The sequence below is a fragment of the Clostridium polynesiense genome, assembly GCF_000820705.1.
Classification (GTDB): Bacteria; Bacillota; Clostridia; order Clostridiales; family Clostridiaceae; genus Clostridium_AA; species Clostridium_AA polynesiense.
Genome location: NZ_CCXI01000119.1, coordinates 20,592 through 40,475, shown reverse-complemented (window position 1 = coordinate 40,475; position 19,884 = coordinate 20,592). Strand labels below are relative to the sequence as shown.

20 protein-coding genes, 1 pseudogene and 1 riboswitch are annotated in these 19,884 nt (G+C 34.9%); of the genes and pseudogenes, 16 read left to right on the top strand and 5 right to left on the bottom strand.

Going from position 1 to position 19,884, the window contains the following annotated elements; all coding sequences use genetic code 11:
- The first annotated feature begins 233 nt into the window (after positions 1-233).
- The 6 genes from TA89_RS11515 to TA89_RS11490 all read left to right on the top strand — a co-directional run bounded on the left by TA89_RS11515 (position 234) and on the right by TA89_RS11490 (position 7,003).
- The gene (locus TA89_RS11515) at positions 234-506 is read left to right on the top strand and encodes an LPXTG cell wall anchor domain-containing protein (RefSeq protein WP_040213516.1); all 273 of its coding nucleotides are present in this window, start codon (positions 234-236) and stop codon (positions 504-506) included.
- Positions 507-775: 269 nt separating this feature from the next.
- Positions 776-1,615 carry a PRD domain-containing protein gene (locus TA89_RS11510; RefSeq protein WP_052447458.1) on the top strand — a complete coding sequence of 280 codons (840 nt, stop codon included), beginning with the start codon at positions 776-778 and terminating at the stop codon, positions 1,613-1,615.
- 82 nt (positions 1,616-1,697) lie between these two features.
- A complete protein-coding gene (locus TA89_RS11505; RefSeq protein WP_040213515.1) occupies positions 1,698-3,548 on the top strand; it encodes a beta-glucoside-specific PTS transporter subunit IIABC in 1,851 nt (616 codons plus the stop codon).
- Between the two features lie 30 nt (positions 3,549-3,578).
- Positions 3,579-5,042 (top strand): glycoside hydrolase family 1 protein, encoded by a 1,464-nt coding sequence (locus TA89_RS11500; protein WP_040213513.1) that lies wholly within the window; start codon positions 3,579-3,581, stop codon positions 5,040-5,042.
- A 322-nt stretch (positions 5,043-5,364) separates the two neighbouring features.
- Positions 5,365-6,441, top strand: a complete 1,077-nt coding sequence (locus TA89_RS11495) for a guanine permease (RefSeq protein ID WP_040213512.1) — start codon at positions 5,365-5,367, stop codon at positions 6,439-6,441.
- Positions 6,442-6,460: 19 nt separating this feature from the next.
- Positions 6,461-7,003, top strand: coding sequence for a phosphoribosyltransferase family protein (locus TA89_RS11490; protein WP_040213510.1), 543 nt, complete (start codon positions 6,461-6,463; stop codon positions 7,001-7,003).
- Between the two features lie 93 nt (positions 7,004-7,096).
- Here TA89_RS11490 and TA89_RS19165 read toward each other — a convergent pair whose 3' ends face one another.
- Both TA89_RS19165 and TA89_RS11485 read right to left on the bottom strand, forming a co-directional pair.
- Positions 7,097-7,219, bottom strand: a complete 123-nt coding sequence (locus TA89_RS19165) for a hypothetical protein (protein ID WP_341349995.1) — start codon at positions 7,217-7,219, stop codon at positions 7,097-7,099.
- Positions 7,220-7,230: 11 nt separating this feature from the next.
- Positions 7,231-7,671, bottom strand: a complete 441-nt coding sequence (locus tag TA89_RS11485) for a helix-turn-helix domain-containing protein (RefSeq protein WP_341349994.1) — start codon at positions 7,669-7,671, stop codon at positions 7,231-7,233.
- Between the two features lie 665 nt (positions 7,672-8,336).
- A riboswitch (THF riboswitch) is annotated at positions 8,337-8,434 on the top strand.
- A gap of 44 nt (positions 8,435-8,478) precedes the next feature.
- Between TA89_RS11485 and TA89_RS11475 the strand changes: the two genes are divergently transcribed.
- The 3 genes from TA89_RS11475 to TA89_RS11465 all read left to right on the top strand — a co-directional run bounded on the left by TA89_RS11475 (position 8,479) and on the right by TA89_RS11465 (position 10,772).
- Positions 8,479-9,030 (top strand): folate family ECF transporter S component, encoded by a 552-nt coding sequence (locus TA89_RS11475; protein ID WP_040213508.1) that lies wholly within the window; start codon positions 8,479-8,481, stop codon positions 9,028-9,030.
- A gap of 7 nt (positions 9,031-9,037) precedes the next feature.
- Positions 9,038-10,312, top strand: coding sequence for a bifunctional folylpolyglutamate synthase/dihydrofolate synthase (locus tag TA89_RS11470; RefSeq protein ID WP_040213506.1), 1,275 nt, complete (start codon positions 9,038-9,040; stop codon positions 10,310-10,312).
- 64 nt (positions 10,313-10,376) lie between these two features.
- Positions 10,377-10,772 (top strand): PPC domain-containing DNA-binding protein, encoded by a 396-nt coding sequence (locus TA89_RS11465; RefSeq protein WP_040213505.1) that lies wholly within the window; start codon positions 10,377-10,379, stop codon positions 10,770-10,772.
- Positions 10,773-11,299: 527 nt separating this feature from the next.
- On the opposite strand, the gene TA89_RS18315 is transcribed toward TA89_RS11465, so the two are convergent.
- The gene (locus tag TA89_RS18315) at positions 11,300-11,473 is read right to left on the bottom strand and encodes a hypothetical protein (RefSeq protein WP_156120040.1); all 174 of its coding nucleotides are present in this window, start codon (positions 11,471-11,473) and stop codon (positions 11,300-11,302) included.
- Positions 11,474-11,772: 299 nt separating this feature from the next.
- Between TA89_RS18315 and tnpA the strand changes: the two are divergent.
- Positions 11,773-12,010 (top strand): annotated as a pseudogene (gene tnpA / locus TA89_RS18025) (IS200/IS605 family transposase); the annotation flags it as partial.
- Between the two features lie 264 nt (positions 12,011-12,274).
- Here the strand turns inward: tnpA and TA89_RS11460 are convergent.
- Complete coding sequence (locus tag TA89_RS11460; RefSeq protein ID WP_040213504.1) at positions 12,275-13,048, bottom strand: serine hydrolase; 774 nt, start codon at positions 13,046-13,048, stop codon at positions 12,275-12,277.
- Positions 13,049-13,196: 148 nt separating this feature from the next.
- Complete coding sequence (locus TA89_RS11455) at positions 13,197-14,492, bottom strand: GntT/GntP/DsdX family permease (protein WP_040213503.1); 1,296 nt, start codon at positions 14,490-14,492, stop codon at positions 13,197-13,199.
- Positions 14,493-14,953: 461 nt separating this feature from the next.
- Between TA89_RS11455 and TA89_RS11450 the strand changes: the two genes are divergently transcribed.
- The 6 genes from TA89_RS11450 to TA89_RS11425 are packed head-to-tail and all read left to right on the top strand — an operon-like array spanning position 14,954 to position 19,801.
- Complete coding sequence (locus TA89_RS11450) at positions 14,954-15,640, top strand: N-acetylmannosamine-6-phosphate 2-epimerase (protein ID WP_040213502.1); 687 nt, start codon at positions 14,954-14,956, stop codon at positions 15,638-15,640.
- A gap of 7 nt (positions 15,641-15,647) precedes the next feature.
- Positions 15,648-16,931 (top strand): PTS sugar transporter subunit IIC, encoded by a 1,284-nt coding sequence (locus tag TA89_RS11445; RefSeq protein ID WP_040213500.1) that lies wholly within the window; start codon positions 15,648-15,650, stop codon positions 16,929-16,931.
- Positions 16,924-17,688, top strand: coding sequence for an HAD-IIB family hydrolase (locus tag TA89_RS11440; RefSeq protein WP_040213498.1), 765 nt, complete (start codon positions 16,924-16,926; stop codon positions 17,686-17,688). Before TA89_RS11445 ends, TA89_RS11440 begins: the two co-directional genes overlap by 8 nt.
- The gene (locus TA89_RS11435) at positions 17,678-17,986 is read left to right on the top strand and encodes a PTS sugar transporter subunit IIA (protein WP_040213497.1); all 309 of its coding nucleotides are present in this window, start codon (positions 17,678-17,680) and stop codon (positions 17,984-17,986) included. The genes TA89_RS11440 and TA89_RS11435 overlap by 11 nt, the downstream gene beginning before the upstream one ends.
- Position 17,987: 1 nt before the next feature.
- On the top strand, positions 17,988-18,287 hold the full coding sequence (locus TA89_RS11430) for a PTS sugar transporter subunit IIB (protein ID WP_040213496.1): 300 nt from the start codon (positions 17,988-17,990) through the stop codon (positions 18,285-18,287).
- Positions 18,287-19,801, top strand: coding sequence for a DUF4127 family protein (locus tag TA89_RS11425; protein ID WP_040213494.1), 1,515 nt, complete (start codon positions 18,287-18,289; stop codon positions 19,799-19,801). The genes TA89_RS11430 and TA89_RS11425 overlap by 1 nt, the downstream gene beginning before the upstream one ends.
- The last annotated feature ends 83 nt before the right edge of the window (positions 19,802-19,884 follow it).

The following is a 19,884-nucleotide window of genomic DNA, read 5'->3' as shown; positions in this document are numbered from 1 at the left end:
TGATATTTACAATCATATTTGCTGTGTGCTAAACTACTATTGTCCATCAGGACACACCTCCGTATAATCTAGTTTTGGTCGGCAAACCTAATTCTATTTTATATCGGAGGTTTTCTTTTTTTCTACTCACCGCTGAAAGCTTTTTTGAACCACCCGCATAGCAGGTGGTATTCTACAACAATAAAAATTACTACAGAGCTTGCTCTCTGTAGTAATTTCCAATTCTATATATCTTGTTTATAATTATTTACACAAATTCATGGACGTTCTCTGAAGCTCCTGCAAAGCCAGGAACTCCGGAGAAACCGGTTACACCGGAAACTCCTAATAACCCTGCTAAACCTGAAGCTTCTGTAAAAGTCCCTTCCGGCAGTAATGTTGGGGAAAATGCTGAAAACCCTGATACCGGTGATAACAGTAATATGAACCTTATTATATTAACTGCTGTTTTAAGCTTAGCCGGAGTTTGTGTTTTAGGTTATAGAATGAAAAAATATAATAAATGATATCATAATAAATGAGGCTCAGGATATTTTCCTGGGCCTTTTCGCTCTAGTAAAAGTAAAAGGTTTTAACTATATTTTGTAAAAAAAAGACAAAATAACATATAAAGTTACAAATATTTAGAAAATTTAGCATTATAGTGTTGACAAAGTTGTAACAAGAGTTATAATGAGATTAATATAGTCTTGGGTGTAACTTTTGAAGGCATTACCAAGAGGTGTAAAGATATGATTACATCTCTTGGTTTTTTTCATGTAAGGGGGAGGATGCCGTGAATATAGTGATACCTTATAATAACAATATAGTACTGGCTAAAGATGATTCCGGAATAGAAATTATTTTAATAGGAAAGGGGGTAGGGTTTTCTAAGAAAAAAGGAGACAAGGTTGATGAAAAAAATGTTACACAGAAGTTTTATCCGAAGACCGTAAAGGAACAAAACAAATTAGTAGACATGTTAAATGATATCCCTGTAAAGGTTTTAGATGTTACCGGGGATATAATAAAATCTGCTGAAGGGATTCTGAAGAAAAAGCTGAATCCTATGGTATTGGTTACAATAGCAGACCATATTAACTGCGCTGTAGAGAGAGAGCAGCAGGGAAGAAGTTTTAAAAGTCCGCTACAGGAGGAGATAGAATATATTTATCCTTTAGAATATATGGCTGCAAGAAATGCTGTTAATTTAGTATTAAAGGAGACAAAGATACAGTTGCCTGAATCTGAAGTGGTTTATATAGCTATGCATTTTGTAAATGCTGTAATGAATGAGGAAGATTTGCATGAAACCATGGAGATTACAAAAATACTAAGTGAAGTGCTTGATATTGTGAGAAAATACTTTAAGGGATGGATACATCAAAATATGCCTGGATACGCTAGGTTTTTGGCTCATCTGAGATATTTTGTTATAAGGCAGCTTAGGATGGAAAAGGTTCCTGAAGAGGATATGAAGGAGCTGTATTCAATTGCAAAGAGAAAATATCCTGAGGAATTTGAATGTGTGAAAATAATAAATGCTTATTTGGGCGAAAAGTACAACATGTATTATTCTGATAATGAAAAGTTCTATTTAATATTACATATTGCAAGAATACGAATGAAGCAATAGGGAGTTACTGAAAAGGCTTAACCTAAATGTACGCTATGTTTAGCGATACTTTTAGGTTTTTTTTATTTAAAGGAGGTAAAAAATGAATTATAAAAGTATAGCAGAAAAGATTATTGAATTTTCAGGTGGAAGAGAAAATATAGCAGATGGGCTGCATTGTATAACCAGAGTAAGATTATATCTTAAGGATAATGAAAAGGCTGATATTACAAAACTGGAAAAGGTAGAAGGAGTTGCCGGTGTACAGTTTAAAAGCGGACAGTTTCAAGTTATTTTGGGAAATCATGTTAATAATGTTTTCAATGAACTAGATCTTATGCTTAATTTTCAGAAAAGCGTGGAGGCTCCCAAAAAGAGTAGAGTCTTGGATAATATATTGGATACTATAGCCCAAATATTTACCCCAATAATCCCCGCTATAGTGGGTGCAGGTATTATGAAGGGAGTTCTATCTCTTTTAGTTACCTTAAAGTGGATTGAAGGTTCAGGGGATACCTATACTATTTTAAATATTATCTCTGATGCTGCCTTTTATTTCTTACCATTTTTATTAGCTGCCTCTGCGTCAAGAAGGTTTAGGTTGAATGAATTTATTGGAATTTCTTTAGCAGGTATACTGATGTATCCAAGTATTTTATCCATGGAAGCACCTATGAAATTCCTTAATATTCTTCATATTCCCGTTGTTTCATATGCTTCTTCTGTGCTTCCCATCATATTGGGAATATGGTTAATGAGCTATGTATATAAATACCTTGACAGGATTATTCCTAAAACTTTAAGGCTGGTGTTTACACCTTTACTTACCCTTACAATAACTGTGCCTATAGTTCTTGCTTTTATAGGTCCTATAGGAACCTATATGGGAAGCTATGTTGCCCTAGCATCAAATTATTTATTTGATAAGTTCCCCTTAATAGCAGGGATTTTAGTGGGAGGAATATATCCCCTTATAATTATGACAGGTATGCATTATGCTTATTTTCCTGTGCTTTTACAGAACTTATCAAGCTATGGATATGATAATGGATTTTTTCCTGTAAGCTTATTCTCTAATATTGCTCAGGCAGGAGCAGTATTTGCTGTAGCTTTAAAAACAAAAAATAAGCAGTTCAGAAATGTAGCTATTTCTTCAGGAGTTTCGGCTCTTTTGGGTATTACAGAACCGGCATTATATGGTGTTAACTTAAAGCTTAAAAAACCACTCTATGCAGTGATGATTTCAGGGGGAGCTGTCAGTGCTGTTGCTTTATCACTTGGAATGAGATATTTTGGATTCGTGGCACCAGGGATTGCTGCATTACCTGTAACCGTTAATCCTGATGGAAGTGTTGGAAACTTTATTATTGCTCTTTTAGGGGTAGCTGTAAGTTTCGTACTAGCTTTTGGACTAACTTTAGTTTTTGGCTTTGAGGATGTTTCAGAAGAATCAGAGAAACTAGAGGATAAAAAATCAGCATCAGTAGATAAGGAAAGTAATTTTATTATATCCAGTCCTATTTCAGGTTCATTAATTCCCCTTGAAAAGGTTGATGATAATACTTTTTCCAAAGAAATGGTAGGTAAAGGAGTTGCTTTAAATCCTTGTGACAACAAAATAATCGCTCCTTTTGACGGTATTATTACCGCTTTGATTGATACTGGTCATGCAATGGGATTAAAGTCTAATGATGGTATTGAACTATTAATTCACATAGGTCTGGAAACTGTAAATTTAAAACAGAATGTCTTTTTTAAAAAGATAAAGGTGGGGGATACCTTTAAAAGAGGAGATTTATTATTAGAATTTAACAGAAGCAGAATTATTGACGAAGGTCTTTCGGTAGTTACCCCAATAATAGTTACAAATAGTGATGAATATTTAGATGTACTAACCGTTGCTAATAATAATGATGTAAAGGCAGGAGATAAGCTGCTTGCAGCTATTAAATAATAAATAAAATATCAATTACAGGAGGTAAAAATGAATAATATAGTTTTTCCGAAAGAATTTTTATGGGGAGGAGCATCCTCAGCCAGTCAGGCAGAAGGTGGATATGACGCAGATGGAAGGGGGTTATCTATATCAGATATGCATCCGTATAGAAAAATGGAGCATAGCAATGACAATATGAAGATAGAAGTTTCTTCTAAAGAACTTATGGAGTATATGAATAATGAGGAGAAATATTATTTTCCTAAAAGAAAAGGGGTTGATTTTTTTAATAGGTATAAGGAGGATATTGCTCTCTTTGCAGAAATGGGATTTAAAGTATACAGACTATCAATAGCATGGACACGCATTTTTCCCTTAGGAGATGAGGAGGAGCCTAACGAATCAGGGTTAGCCTTTTATGATAAGGTTTTTGATGAGTTAGAGAAATACGGTATTGAACCTCTTGTAACCATAACTCATTATGAGATGCCTATTCACTTAGTTAAGAAATATAATGGATTTGAAAGTAGACAAGCTATTGGGGATTATGTTAAATTTGCTAAGGTAATTTTCAATAGATATAAGAAGAGAGTAAAATATTGGATTCCTTTTAATGAATTGAATATGATGCTGACAAGTCCTTATACATGCGGAGGGGTTATCTGCGACGCATCAAAGTATAACGGAAATGAAAAACAGATAAAATACCAAGCAACGCATCATCAATTAGTCGCCAGCGCCTTGGCTACAAAAGCTGCAAGAGAGATAATGCCTGGGGCTAAAATAGGATGCATGATAGCAAGACTGGAAACTTATGCTGCTACTTCAAAACCTGAAGATCAGCTCCAGGCCTTGAAGGAGGAACAGATAAATACCTTTTATCCTGAGGTGCTTATAAGGGGTAGGTACCCACAATATATGTATAGATATTTTGAAGAAAACAGCATTAATATTGAAATGAGTCCTGAAGATTCAGATATATTAAACAATAATACAGCTGATTTCATAGCATTTAGCTATTATATGACATATTTGGCGTCTGCAGATCCTAAACATATAGCTACGGATTCAGGGAGTCTTGTTGGAGCATTAAAAAATCCTTATTTAGAAATGACTGAATGGGATTGGCCAATTGACCCTATCGGTCTTAGAATTACTTTAAACAGACTGTATGATAAGTTTCAGGTTCCTTTGTTCATAGTGGAAAACGGCTTGGGAGCCAATGACGATGTATCAGAAGATGGTAAGATTCACGATTCATATAGAATTGATTATTTAAAGAAGCATATAGAGCAGGTGGGAGAGGCTATAAAGGATGGAGTAGAGGTTATGGGATATACTACTTGGGGAACAACAGATTTTATAAGCTGCGGAACCTCTCAAATGTCTAAAAGATATGGCTTTGTATATGTAGATCAAGATAATTTCGGCAATGGAACACAAAAGAGAATAAAAAAGGATTCATTTTATTGGTATAAAAAAGTAATTGAATCAAATGGCAATATATTATAAGGCTTATAAATATTATTGCGTGTTATAAAAATATATAGAATAAGAGGAGCACTATGGATTTTTAATCTATAGATGCTCCTTTTTGTCACTTGTCAGGTGCCAGTCACCTGGTTGTCCTCTTGTTTGTCCTTAAAAAAGCAAACATTACATAATCTAGCTTATAAAAATATCCGTAAATACCCTTGTAAAACCGAATTATTAATGTTAAAATTAGAAAATAGTTCGGTAAAGTTCGAACCGCAATTATCTTAAGTTTAAAAATATGTTTTGATGAACATCGGGGGTTTTCCTATAAGTTATGTTTATCAAGGGAGGAGTTTTTATGGAATTTTTTCAGGATTTGTTAGCTGCAATTGGTGTTGTATTAAACGGTATTCCTCAAGGTCTTTTAGCTATATCCATGGGCTTTGCTTCAGTACCTACCGCTTTAGGGTTTATAATAGGTGCTATTGCTTGTTTTGCTCTTGGTTCAGTAGCTCCTATATCCTTCCAGGCTGAGACAATAGTAATGGCAGGAACTATGGGTAAAAGTATGCGCGAGCGTCTTTCTATGGTGTTCTTTGCTGGTATTGCTATGGTAGTCCTTGGTTTAGGAGGATTACTTACTTTAATAGTTGATTTTGCTGGAGATGTTGTATTAAATGCTATGATGGCAGGTGTGGGATTAGTGCTGGCAAAGGTAGCCTTTGATATGACAAAAGAAAATAAGCTGGTAGGTATGGTGTCCATTGCTACTGCTGTTGTGGTTTATTTCTTTATGGGACAAAATTTGGTTTATACCATAGTTATTTCCCTTGTGGTCTCCAGTGCTGCTGCTAAGCTTTGCAATCAGGAAATAACATCTATAATTCCTGAAGAGAAAATGGGCAAGCTTACTATGATTAAACCTATGTTTAACTTTTCTGTTCTTAGAGGAGCATTAGCTCTTGCATGCTTAACAATAGGTGCTAACATCGCTTTTGGTTCTATAACCGGAGGGATTGCAGGTACTTCACAAAATATAGATCATCTTACAATTTATTCAGGACTTGCTGATGCTGCCAGCTCTCTTTTTGGAGGAGCTCCTGTAGAAGCTATTATATCTGCCACTGCCAGTGCACCTCACGCTGTTACTTCAGGAATTATAATGATGGTAATTATGGCTGCAATACTGTTTACAGGAATGCTTCCTAAGATAGGTAAGTTTGTGCCAAGCCAATCTATAGCAGGATTTTTATTGATCCTTGGTGCTGTGGTTACTGTTCCTACTAATGCCGCAGCCGCTTTTTCCGGTGCAAATCCAGGAGATAACATAGTGGCCGGTGTGACAATTGGTGTTACAGCCTTCACCGATCCTTTCATAGGAATGGTTTGCGGTATAGCATTGAAGCTGCTTTTTGCTGCAGGTCTTGGTATATAACAGAAAGGGGATAAAAATAATGGATAATACATATAAATTAAATGTAGCAGGACTAAGAAGAGAACTGCCAATCATACAAATCGCTCCTAATCTGGCTATTGCGAGCTTTGTAATCTTAGGAGACTGTGAGCTTGTTACTGCAGCAGCAGGAGAGCTTGCTAAGAAATTACCTGAGGTGGATTACCTTATTACCGCAGAGGCAAAGGGTATACCTCTTGTTAACGAAATAAGCCGCCTTTTAAATAAATCTAAGTATATAGTTGCTCGTAAAAGTATAAAGCCTTATATGGACGAACCTCTTGTAGATGAGGTGGTTTCCATAACCACTCAAAAACCTCAGGTTTTATGCTTAGACGGCAAGGATGCAGAAATGATTAAGGGCAAAACCGTTGCTTTAATTGACGATGTTATCTCCACAGGAGAGTCTCTTGATGCCATAACCAGACTGGTAGAAAAAGCAGGAGCTAAGGTAGCAGCTAAAGCGGCTATCCTTGCAGAGGGAGATGCTGCAAAGAGAGAGGATATAATCTTCTTAGAGGAGCTTCCATTGTTTCCTTTATAATTAATTAAATGTTTTAAATTAAGATGAGAAAAGATAGGGAGTAAGCAATTACCCCTATCTTTTTTATAAAATTTTTAGTTTGAAATTTATCAGCTATAATAATATAAATCCCAGAATGACCGCTACAACTATTGTCAATAAACCAGCACCTACTGCTAATAAAAACTTCTGATATGGCCTTTTTCCATACTCCTGATTTTTTTCAAGTTCATTCATGTTTTTACCCTCTAAGAAATCAATAATTTCCCTATAAGTTTGGATATTAAAGTTCTTTTTATATTTTTCAACTCGAAGGGCATAATATATTGATGCTGAGCAATCAATCCCCAAATTCCAAACCCAACATATCCCATGAGTACTGTAAGTGGCACAGGCAATAAAATTGTACATAATAGCAGAATACTAAAGATATTGCCATCATTTTTAAATTTATCAATATCTTCTTTGTTGATTTGTTCTTTCATTTCTTCAAGGTCTCCTTTAATTAATATGTCAAGAGATACATTGAAAAGAGAGCTTAGTAATAGTAAGCTTTTCACATCAGGATAGTTCTTATTATTTTCCCAATTCGAGATAGTTTGACGAGATACAAAAATCTTTTCAGATAATTCATCCTGTGAAAGCTTCATTTCTGTTCTATATTTTTTTATTTGTTCTCCAATCTCCATATAATGTCCTCCTGCACTATTAGTCTATAACCTCAAATGAAATTTTTATATCAAAAGTCTTTGATATTGCCTGTTTTGTTCATGTCAAAAGTATTTGACAATTCATCATTGTGAAAAACTACTGATTTTGCTTCAATATTAATATGATCTTTAAAAGCAATAAGCCGAACAAAATTATCTTTTAGTTCCCCACTTCTATGATTTATTTGTGTCTACATATTATATTAATTAATCTTTATTACGCAATCTAAGACTATTCCGAACTTAAATTGTTCCTAAATATTATTATTAAATGTTTTATATTTATATTATACATATTTTATGGTTTATAATTCCAGTTAAAAGGCAAAAAAGAATAGTATGTAAATTATATTTAATTAACTGGAAGTTATCTATTTATGATGGAATTGGGCTTGTAGACATAAATATCGAGCCTCATTTAGATTCAGCAAGTAAAGATCATATGAAAGACATCCATGAGGCATCACAGCATGCTGTTATTTATGGGCTTTATGATAATGCATTTATAAAGATAATTGATAATAAGTTGAAAATTTACGGTACTTACTTTAAGTATGAAAGTTAACAAAAGTATAACATTGTGTTTCAACATATCGCTTGTTATCTACTTGTAACTCAAGTAAAATAAAGGTATAAACAAAAAATGCAGAGTAGGAAATATGCGTAAAGTGCCAAGGGATAGGAGGTTGCCCTTGGACGAAAAATGGTTTGTCATTTGCGATGTATTTCCGCTGCCGCTGCCACAAAGAGAATACCTTCTTAATGTGGTAAAATAAGGAGGTTATTATGAAAAATTTAAAGAAAAGATTTGGCACCAGGGATCTGGTGGTTATCAGCATGCTTATTGGGCTGATTATAATATTTGAAAGGTTTCTATCCATTCAAACACCTATAGTCAGAATAGGCTTTGCTTTTATACCTATAGCTTTGACTTCCATACTTTTTGGACCTATACTGGGGGGGATTGCAGCTGCCGTAGCTGATTTTATAGGCATACTATTATTCCCTACAGGAGGAGGTTTCTTCCCGGGATTTACCCTAACTGCATTCTTAACCGGTGCGGTGTATGGAGTATTTTTACACAACAAAAGAAAAAGCTTTTTAAATGTTAGTATAGCAGTAGTTATAGTTACATTTGTATTAAACCTTGGGTTAGATACATTATGGCTATATATGATAATGGATATGGGATTTGTAGCTTTACTTCCTAAAAGGATAGCTAAGGCTATTATAATGACACCGGTTCAGATTTTTACAATAAGAATCTTATGGAATCAGGTGTTATGCAGATTACCTGGAAGCATCCAGCATCAGCTGGCATTTAAATGTGAAAGATAGGTAAATTATGAGATATGTAGAAGCTATTGAATTTTTAAATAAAAGAAAGTCTCTCGGTACAAAGCCGGGACTGGATGCCATAGAGAACCTCCTTGACTCTATGGGTAATCCTCAAAATAAGCTTAAGTTTGTACATGTAGCCGGTACTAACGGTAAAGGCTCAACAGCAGCCTTTATAGCTTCAATATTAAAAGAAGCAGGTTACAGGGTAGGGGTGTATAATTCCCCCTACCTTGTTAAAGTTAATGAAATTATAAGAGTTAATGACGAGGAGATCTCTGACTATGAGGTTTCCGAGATTATAACCTATATCTCTAAAATACTGGATAAAATTGAAAAGGGTTCAGAGCCTTCCCATACAGAATTTGAAATCGTAACCTCTATGGCTTTTCAGTACTTTGTAAATAAAGGTTGCGATATAGTGGTATTAGAGGTTGGAATGGGGGGGAGACTGGATGCTACAAATATAATTTCCGTACCTGAAGCTGCGGTAATAACTCCTATAGGCATTGATCATACAGCTTTTTTAGGAGATACACTGGAAAAAATAGCCTTTGAAAAGGCAGGGATAATTAAAAAGGGAGGCGCTGTGGTTGTTGCTTCTCAGCATCAGGAAGCTCAGAAGGTTATAGAGCGGCGATGCAGGGAAGAAAATGCATATCTCTCAGCGGTACAGTCCTCAGAAATCATTCCATTAAACTCTGATTATAAAGGTCAGAAATTTAATGCTTTAGGCTATGATAATTTAGAAATAAAGCTTTTAGGAAGCTATCAGAGAGAAAATGCTGCTTTAGCCTTAAAAGCTATAGAAGTGCTTCAGAAAAAAGGCTATAAAATTGATGAAAAAGCTATTTATAAGGGTCTTTATAACACAAGATGGGCGGGACGCTTTGAGCTTTTAAGGGAAAGACCTATTTTTATAAGAGACGGTGCTCATAATAATATGGGAGTGGCAGTTCTCGTAGAAAATTTAAAGAAGTATTTCCCGGGGAAAAGGATAACCTTCATTATAGGTATATTAGGAGATAAAAGTTTTGAGGATATGCTTTCCTTAATTGCTCCTATAGCTGCAAAGATGATTATGGTTACTCCAAAGAGTCCAAGGGCTCTTCCTGCTAAGGAACTTGCGGTATTTGCAAAAAGGTACTGCCGGGAGGTAATAGTGGCTGAAAGCATTGACCAGGGAGTGAAATATTCTGTTGAAAGCTCCGGAGAAGAGGATATTATCTGTGCTTTTGGTTCTTTATATTTCATCAGCGAAATTAAAATTGATTTTCTTTAAGAATAATACTGAAAATCTTTAAAAAGAATAAATCCGCAATTAAAATTTATAGAGGTGAGACCTTATGAAAACACACTGCTTCAGGCTTAAAAGAGGTCAGGATCTTCTTTTATCCCTTAAAGAGTATGCACAGGAAAAAGAAATAAAAGCAGCTGCTGTATTATCAGCGGTAGGCTGCGTTTCTAAGGCAAAGGTGAGAGATGCCGGAGGAGTGAACATTAGAGAGGTTAATGAACCTTTGGAGATAGTTTCACTCATGGGGACTCTTTCAGAAGACAGGACTCATCTGCACATCTCCTTTTCCAGAGAGAATTTATCCACTTTAGGAGGACATTTAGTCCCAGGATGCATAATAAATACCACTGGTGAAATAATCCTATTGGAAATTGACGGAGTAAGTTTCCAGGGAGAGTTTGATGAAGAAACAGGCTATGATGAACTGGTGATTAAAAATATATGATAAACTGCAGAACTAAATGTAGATAGATGTGAATAAGGATAATTAAATATAGTTAAGAAGCATCAAAAGAACTAGGTATTAGCTAATACCTAGTTCTTTATTTATTTTAGCTTTAATTAAGCAACGGACTACTCTTTTTATTAATATTAAAAACATTGAGCTTTTAAGTTATTAGTGGATGTAGCCTTCCTGGCAAAGCCCTATATGTGCTTTTTTATACTCTAGCACTAGAGGATAGGGTTACTCCTATCCTATCAAAGTTGTTTACCAAAAGTTCCGGAAGGTGCTTTTATACCCTATATTATTATTATTTAAAAGATTCTATAAAATTTTTTAAATTATCTATTTTACTTCTCTGCTCTTTAACATAGCTCTTGTAGTCACTTTGTAAACTAATTTTTTCATTAGCAGTAGGATATAAGTATTCTACTACTTCTATCAATTCAGTATTTCCATTATCTATTTCATCTAACAGATATGGCAGGGAATATATACCAATTTTTTTTAATTCATTAAATTTATTCTCTTTACTTATATATATCTATTAGCACTTTTGAAACATCATCAATATTGGAATTAATTATATATTCTTTTGCATATACCTTTTTTGTCACAGATAATATAACAACTGAACCAACCATTACAAATGCTAAAATTAGTGATAATATTTTATTTCTTCTATTAAGATTTATTTTTAACATATTAACACCTCGGCATAATGATGTATTAACTATACATTATTTACATAAAAATATAAAAAATCCTCCATTATACTTGATATTAAATATTATGTTTAAATTTTAATATTGTACTTAATATAAATAAATTTATTGGTAAATAAAACAACAACAAAAAACGCTGGTGTTGTTTTATATGTTTGCTTTGAAAACCACTGGCTATGCCAGTGGATAAAATGCCTTTAGCTCTGAACAGAAAAAGCCCCCTATGACAGAATAAAAGCGACTGACAATCGCAAAACAAAGATCATAGGAGGTGCCGTATGGGTAAGGACATCGAAAGCTTAGCACACACAAAATGGGAAATGTTAATATCATGTAGTATTTGCACCTAAATATAGAAGATAGATAATATATGGTAAGTATAAAGCAGAAATTGGTAAGATACTGCGACAGATATGTATAAGAAATGGAGTGGAGATAATAGAAGCAAATGCATGTACAGATTATATACATATGTTGATAAGTATTCCACCCAAAATGAGTATATCAAAATTCATTACAAGAAGATCAAATAGCAGAACAGATAAGTATGAAAGAATATATTGACCCGTTCACGGGTGAGCCAGCAAAAGGTAGCAAGTAAAAAAAGCCACCCGATGAGGGTGGCCGCTGTAAATGTTTTGCCATTGGCGGTTTTTTCAGAGCGCGAGTAGCGCCGCCAGAACCATGCCCTTATAGGGCTAATCAAGCCACCAGCTTAGCTGGTGGCACATGACTCAGCTTATAATTAAGGTTTTGTGTTTATTAAATAAAGACTTGCCTTTATATATTAAATTCATCATATACCATCTTTGAAATTTTTCCTATTATTTCCCGACCATCTTTATTGGTATCTGTATCTTTAGTGAGGACGCAGATAATATAATCTGAATCCTTAAGGAATACTATCCCCACGTCATGTTCTAGCTTGTCCAAATCTCCTGTTTTATGAGCTATAGTCACTTCTTCCGGCAGATATAAATCCAGTCTCCCTTTTACCTGCTGCCTTTTTAATATGTTAAGCATCATGAGGCTGTATTCTTCACTAATGTTTTTTCCTGTATATATAAGTTCAAGGATATTAGCTAAATCCTCTGCAGTGGTTTTATTTTCCTTTCCTTCTTTGGCAGCCTCTAAATCCATCATTTTTCTCTGAAGCTTTGTGTTTTTCATATTCAGTGATTCTGCCATAGCATTTATTTTATCTATGCCAAGGAGATTTATTAAAATGTTAGTGGCTGTATTATCGCTTATGATTATCATCAAAGTCATGAGTTCTTCTAAGGTAAACTTGTGATTTAGATTTAATTCTTTAATTATCCCATCTCCGCCTGTTATATCTTCTTTTGTTATTTCAACGGTATCCTTTAATTTAAGCCTGCCTTCCTTCACATTTTTCAAAAGCTCCGACATTATTACAAGTTTTATGGTGCTTGCAGAGGGGAAAACTTCATTTTCATTTATCTTTATTGTTTCTCCGGTCTTTAAATTTTTAACTGCCACTGATATTCTGCCTTTTTCATTAGAGATAAAATTTTTTATTTCATTTTCCAGCATATCTATTAGCTCCTTTCCTTTAGTTTGGAAGTAATCTCAATGAGATTTTAAAACTGCCGGCTTTAGGATATTGTGATTTCCGGATATTTTCTGATTTTAGTCATATGTAAAATACTGTGCTTCTTAAGCTTGATTATTTCATCTGTATTTAGCCTAAAAAGGATCTTACAACAACTAATAAAATTGTTGATATAGTTATTATTATTCCGAATTTAACCATAGTTTTTATGTCCTTAGATTGGGCTAGTCCCATTTGACCAAGCATGTCTGCTTCAGGATAAGCAAAGGAGGTAATCTGTGAGCCTACCAAAAGCACCATTGCCCATAATGTAGGGGAAAGGTGAAGATTGGCAACCAGTGGCTTAAACATATTGTCCATAACTACTGACTGAGCAACAGCAGCTCCTCCGATACCGAAGATACCTGTTAAAGTTGATATTAAGGAAAACACAACTTTACTTTGAGAATTAAGAAGAGGCTGTATTAGTCCTACCAGAGCTTCAAAGGCACCGGCTTCTGCTATAAAGGTTATAAAAGGATTAAAGAGTACAAACATGATAAACAGCCACATCATCTTAGAGGCACCTTCAATCATTACCTCGAATATGGTGTTAAGATTTAATCCGCCTGCAATTCCTGTGATTACTGCAGTTATTGTAATAACTAATATGGCATAGGCAGAGCCGCTTTGAAGATAAATACCATATATAATTAACAGGGTTATTGAAACTGCAAAGAAAAGAGCCGCTCTTTTTACCTTGCTGTCTGGAGTATAATTTGTATCAGGTTTTTCAACATTTTCATAGGCATATACTTTTTTAGTATTTTTCTGTATTTTATTTGCCATGATGAAGGTAACTATCCAGCATACTACAGCAACGGGAAGACCTACTGCAATGAGATAATTAAAATAATTTATATTAGTAAGTCCTAATATAGTTACTACCTGAGGGGAGTAAGGTCCTATAAAAAGCCCGGTAATACCTGCTCCCATGAATACCGCTGCCAGGGTAGAAGGGGTTATCCCTATTGCTGCAACCAGGGGTATAACAATAGGTGCAATTATTGCATTTGCTCCTGCCAAGGTACCAAGAAGTGATACTAAAACTATTGAAGTTATCATAGAGGCTAATATTGCTTTCTTTTCACTGTCTATACCAATTTTTTTCATAAGGGACAGCACCAGATATTCTGCAACTCCGGTTTTCTTTAAGATTGCTCCTAAAGCAGAACCCATCATGATTATAAAACCTATCATTCCTAAAAATGAACCTAAAGATTCAGCGATTACTCCGCCCATTGATGAAAAGGGCTGCTTTGTTATAATTGCACTTAATACCACACAGATAACCACGTTTAATACCGGGTTTATGTCTTTAAAAGCTAAAATAATATAAATAACCAGCGGAATTAAAGCAAAAATTGGCGATAAATTAAATATCATACCTAATCCTCCTTAAAATTATTAAATAATAATTTTCTTGTTTGTGAATGCTCAATTACGTACTTTATAAACCACCTCCTAAAAATGTGTAAAAAAAACAGCAAAGCGCAGAATTATACTGACTTTGCTGGGTTTTATTTACTCCGATATATTTTTAATATGTCATGTAAATAAAGCAGCGACACTAAGTCTGAAAATTAAGATAATTTTCGTTATTATATATTATATCAGAGTTTTTGTTATGTGCATATAAATTTGGAAAGTAATTGCTTTGGACTTTGCAGGTTTTGAATCTATTTTCACTTTATAAGCTTTATTTTATATAAATATCTTAATCCTTTACATTTTACTGAAACTAGTTTCTAAAACAGTGGTATTAATTGAAATTAAATACAAACTCCTTTAGAATAAACACAAGAAAAGTACTTTTTTTAAAATTAATATAATTAAGGAGTGATAAGGTGAAAGATATTTATAAGGGTTTAATTGTGTCCTGTCAGGCATTGGAAGATGAGCCTCTCCACTCCTCCTTCATAATGGGAAGGATGGCTTTAGCTGCTAAAGAGGGTGGAGCTGTAGGAATAAGGGCTAACTCTAAAGAGGATATCTTGGAAATAAAAAGAGTTGTGGATCTTCCTGTAATCGGTATTGTTAAAAGAGATTATGAGGACAGCGATATTTACATTACTCCCACCATGAAGGAAATAGATGAGCTTATGGAGGCTGGAGCGGATATTATAGCTTTAGATGCTACGGACCGCTTAAGACCGGGTAAATTGGCTCTTGAAGACTTCATTAAAGAAATAAGAAAAGAATATAAGGGTGTACTTCTTATGGCAGACTGCTCTACTTATGAAGAAGCAGTTAATGCAGACAAGCTGGGCTTTGATTTTATAGGAACAACTTTGGTGGGATACACTGAAGAAAGTAAAGGTATACAGGTAAATAAAAACGATTTTGAACTTATAAAAAATATTCTTAATTCAGTTTCAAAGCCGGTTATTGCAGAAGGTAACATAGACACTCCGGAAAAAGCAAGGCGTGTACTTGAAATAGGCTGCTACAGCGTAGTGGTTGGATCTATCATTACCAGACCACAGATTATTACAAAAAAATTTACAGAGGAAATAAAAAGGATAGGTGAATAATAATATTATGAATAAGTTTATGAATAAAATTGAAGAATTGTTTCTTCCTTTAGCAAATAAGCTAGCCTCCAACAGATATTTAACAGCTATAAGAGAAGGTTTCATAGCAATACTTCCAATTATGATTGCAGGTTCCTTCTTTATACTTATAAACAATGTTTTTATAGGAGAAAACGGTTTTACCAATAAGCTTTTCGGCATGCCTTTTACAGGGCTTACAGAGCTTGGTGCAGCCATAGTTCCTGCTACAATGTCTATAATGTCAATACTTTTGACCTTCACTACGGCCAAATCTCTTTCCGAGCAGTATAATGAGGATACTTCAATACTTCCCTCCATTGCGGTGGTGGTGCTCTTTATACTGATGCCTATAACCTTTGACGGAAAGATGGGAATAGAATATATAAACACTTACTACACCGGTGCTGCTGCCATGTTTATGGCCTTTATTGCAGCTATAGCTACAGTGGAGCTCATAAGAGGGCTTTCTAAGATAGACATCTTAGTTATTAAAATGCCTGACAGCGTTCCTCCTTCTATTGCAAGATCCTTTAACAAATTGATTCCGGTTATTATAACTTTATTAGCTTTTGGTGTTTTAAGGATGATAACAAACTCCTTTAATCTTCCTTTAAATGATTTGATATTTAAATCTATACAGACTCCTTTTACAAACATAGTTAACTCTACAGTAGGGTTAGGAGTTATATATTTACTATACATGCTGCTTTGGGGATTAGGAATTCACGCTGCCTTTATATTTAACCCTATATTAGAGCCTATTTATCTGGCTTCCTTGACTCAAAATGCTGCAGCTTTATCAAGCGGGCAAGCTATGTCTGCTATTATGACTAAGCCTTTCTTAGATTCCGTTGCCTTCATGGGAGGAGCAGGAAACATGATAGCTCTTATTATAGCTATATTTATAGTATCTCGAAGAGAGGATTATAAAAAGATTGCAAAGATTGGCTTAGTGCCAGCACTTTTCAATATTTCAGAACCTATAATGTTTGGACTTCCTGTGGTGATGAATCCGATTTTAGTAATTCCAATGATTTTATCTACCTTTGCAGGATTGACTATAGGAACTCTTGCTACTTCTATAGGTGTAATGGCTCATACCTATGTATTAGTGCCTTGGACAACTCCACCGGTATTAAGCGCTTTCTTTGCAACTGGAGGACACTTAATGTCAGCGGTAACAGTAGTGGTAATTTTAGCGGTTTCAGTATTAATATATATGCCTTTCGTGGCAATAACAAATAAACAAAGGATGGTAACTAATGACTAAAGTTTTAGCTCTTGATCTTGATGGAACGTTAATCGATGAAAGAAATGAAATAATTGGAGGCGGAGAAACTTTAAGCCTTCTTGAAAAATTACAGGCAGAAGGATACGAAATAGTAGTAGTAACAGGACGTTTAGATCATGATATAATCCATGTGGCCCAAAAATATAATCTTAATATAAAATACAGAATCTCTCAAAATGGTGCAGTAATGCAGGATGATCACGATATAAAGGGTAGGCTTATAAGCAAGGAAGCAGCTCTTAAAATATACAGATATATAAAGGATAAAAACCTGCGTGTGGAGCTTAACACTATAAGCAGCAGATACTGGCACAGCGATAGAGATCCTGATTTTCCAAGAGAGTTTTATGATTCTTCAACTATATTAGAGGATTTTACAGAGGTTATTAATTATCAGCCTGTGGTAATATTCCTGTTAATTGGGGACATGGAGGAAATAAACAAGGTAAGAGGATACGTTTTAGAGAATTTTGAAGAGGTGGATGCAGTTAAAACCTCCGATAAAACCTTAGAAATACTTCCCAAAGGAGTGTCAAAAGGGTTATCATTAAAGGACATGTATCCTGATGCAGAAATAGTATCCATCGGGGATTCAGAAAGTGACTTTTCTATGTTTCCTTATTCAAAGGCTTCCTACTGTGTGGGAAAAAGCAGCTTTGGAGAAGCGAACTTCGATGTTCCTTCTATAAAGGAAGCTTTAGAAAATATTCTAAAGGAGGATGGAAATGGAAAATAATGAGCTTATCTCCTTTGACATAATATCTAATGTAGGAGCAGCAAAATCCATTTATATGGAGATAATAAATAAGTGCGAAAAAAAGGATTTTGATTCTGTTGAAGAAATGCTGGAAGAGGCTGAAGGCTACTTAATTGCCGGTCATAAAAGGCATATGGAGCTTGTCCAAAAAGAAGCCTCAGGGGATAAGGTGGAGCTTTCCCTCCTCCTTATGCACGCTGAGGACCAGCTTATGAATGCAGAATTGGTTAAGCTTTTAGCACAAAAATTTATGCATTTATATAAGGAGGTTTTGTAACATGATAAATATTTTATTGGTTTGTAATGCGGGAATGTCCACATCAATCCTTGTGGAAAAGATGAAAAAGGCCGCTGCTGAAAAGGGAATAGAAGCAAAAATCTGGGCATTATCCAGCGTAGAAGCAAAAAGAACTAAGGAAGAAGTGGATGTAGTTCTTGTAGCACCACAGCTTAAATTTGCAGCAAAAGACATACAAAGCAGTTTTCCAGATAAGCCTCTTGGAGTAATAGATATGCGTATATACGGAATGGTAGATGGAGCTGCGGCCTTAGATCAGGCGGTGAATTTATCAAAGTGATGAATATACTGTTTATGCCCTTAGATGAAAGACCCTGCAATACAAAATTTCCTGAATTTATTGCAGCCTCAGGAGAAGGAGTTAACCTTATCTCCCCTCCTTCAGATATATTAGGTGACAAAAAAACACCTGCGAAAATTTCAGAACTTTGGGATTTTGTATTTGAAAATGCAGAAGGCTGCAGCTATGCGGTGCTTTCTATGGATATGCTTATTTATGGAGGCCTTATACCCTCCAGGCTTCACTACCTATCCAGGGAAGAAGCAGAAGGGTACATCAGCAATATAAGAAGGCTTAAGGAAATTAATCCCGACATAAAGATATATGCCTTCAACTGCATTATGAGAGCACCTCAGTATGATTCCTCCGAGGAGGAACCTCACTACTACGGTGAGTATGGGTACAGGCTCTTCAGAAGAAAGTACCTCCTGGATAAAAAAGTAAGAAATGGAATCACCCCAGGGGAAGAAAAGGAATTAAATTCCATAAATATCCCTGAAAATCTGCTTTCAGATTACGAAAACAGAAGGAAATTCAACGAGGATGTGAATATCAGTGTGGCAAGCCTCCTTGAAGAGGGAGTTATAGATTTTCTGGTAATTCCTCAGGATGATTCTTCAGAATTTGGATATACTGCAATTTCTCAAAAGAGAGTTTTAGATTTTATAAAGGAAAAGAAGCTGGAATTTAAATCTTCAGTATATCCCGGTGCAGATGAGGTGGGAAACTCCTTATTAGCAAGATGCCTAAATGATTACTTAAATAGAACTGTAAAGATTCACGCTTTTTATGCTTCAACCTTGGGGCCTGGTATTACACCATTATATGAAGACCGTCCTATGAATGAAAGCTTGAAGTATCATGTAAGGGTTTGTGGAGGAGAGTTGGTGGATTCTGCTGAAGAAGCGGATATAATTCTTGCTGTAAATTCCCCGGGGAAAAATATGCAGGAGGCTCCTGAGCAGGCTTCAGGCATCGATTTAACTTATACATCACACAGAAATCTTTTAGATTTTGTATATAAGATAGAAAGTTATATAAAGGATGGGAAAAAAGTCATACTAAGCGATTCAGCCTTTGCTAACGGGGGAGATTTAACACTTATAGATTATTTGGATAGGCTGGGAATTTTAGCTGAGCTTACTGCTTATGCCGGCTGGAATACCAACTGCAATACCCTGGGTACAGTACTGGCTTCTGGAATCTTTTGTCTAAATTCTAATAAGGAAAACCAAATAAAGCATCTTGTTTATAGAATTGTTGAAGATGCTCTTTATCAGGCTGTGGTAAGACAAAAAGTTATAAAGGATTATCTTCCTAAACATGGATTGAGCTTTTACGATTTTAAAGACATGCAGCCTCAGGTGGAAAACATGATTAAAGAGCTTCTTATGGAAGAGTACAATAAGCTTAATATATCTAAGGAATATAAGCTTAAGTTAAACAGAGTATACACTCCCTGGAAGAGGATGTTTGAAATAGGGATGGATATAAATGTAGCTTTAGATAAATAAAAGTATTAAAAGATTTGACCAACAGGATCTATTTGGTATTATTATAGTAAATAATGCCAAGTAGATTTTTTGGCGAAAGGAGT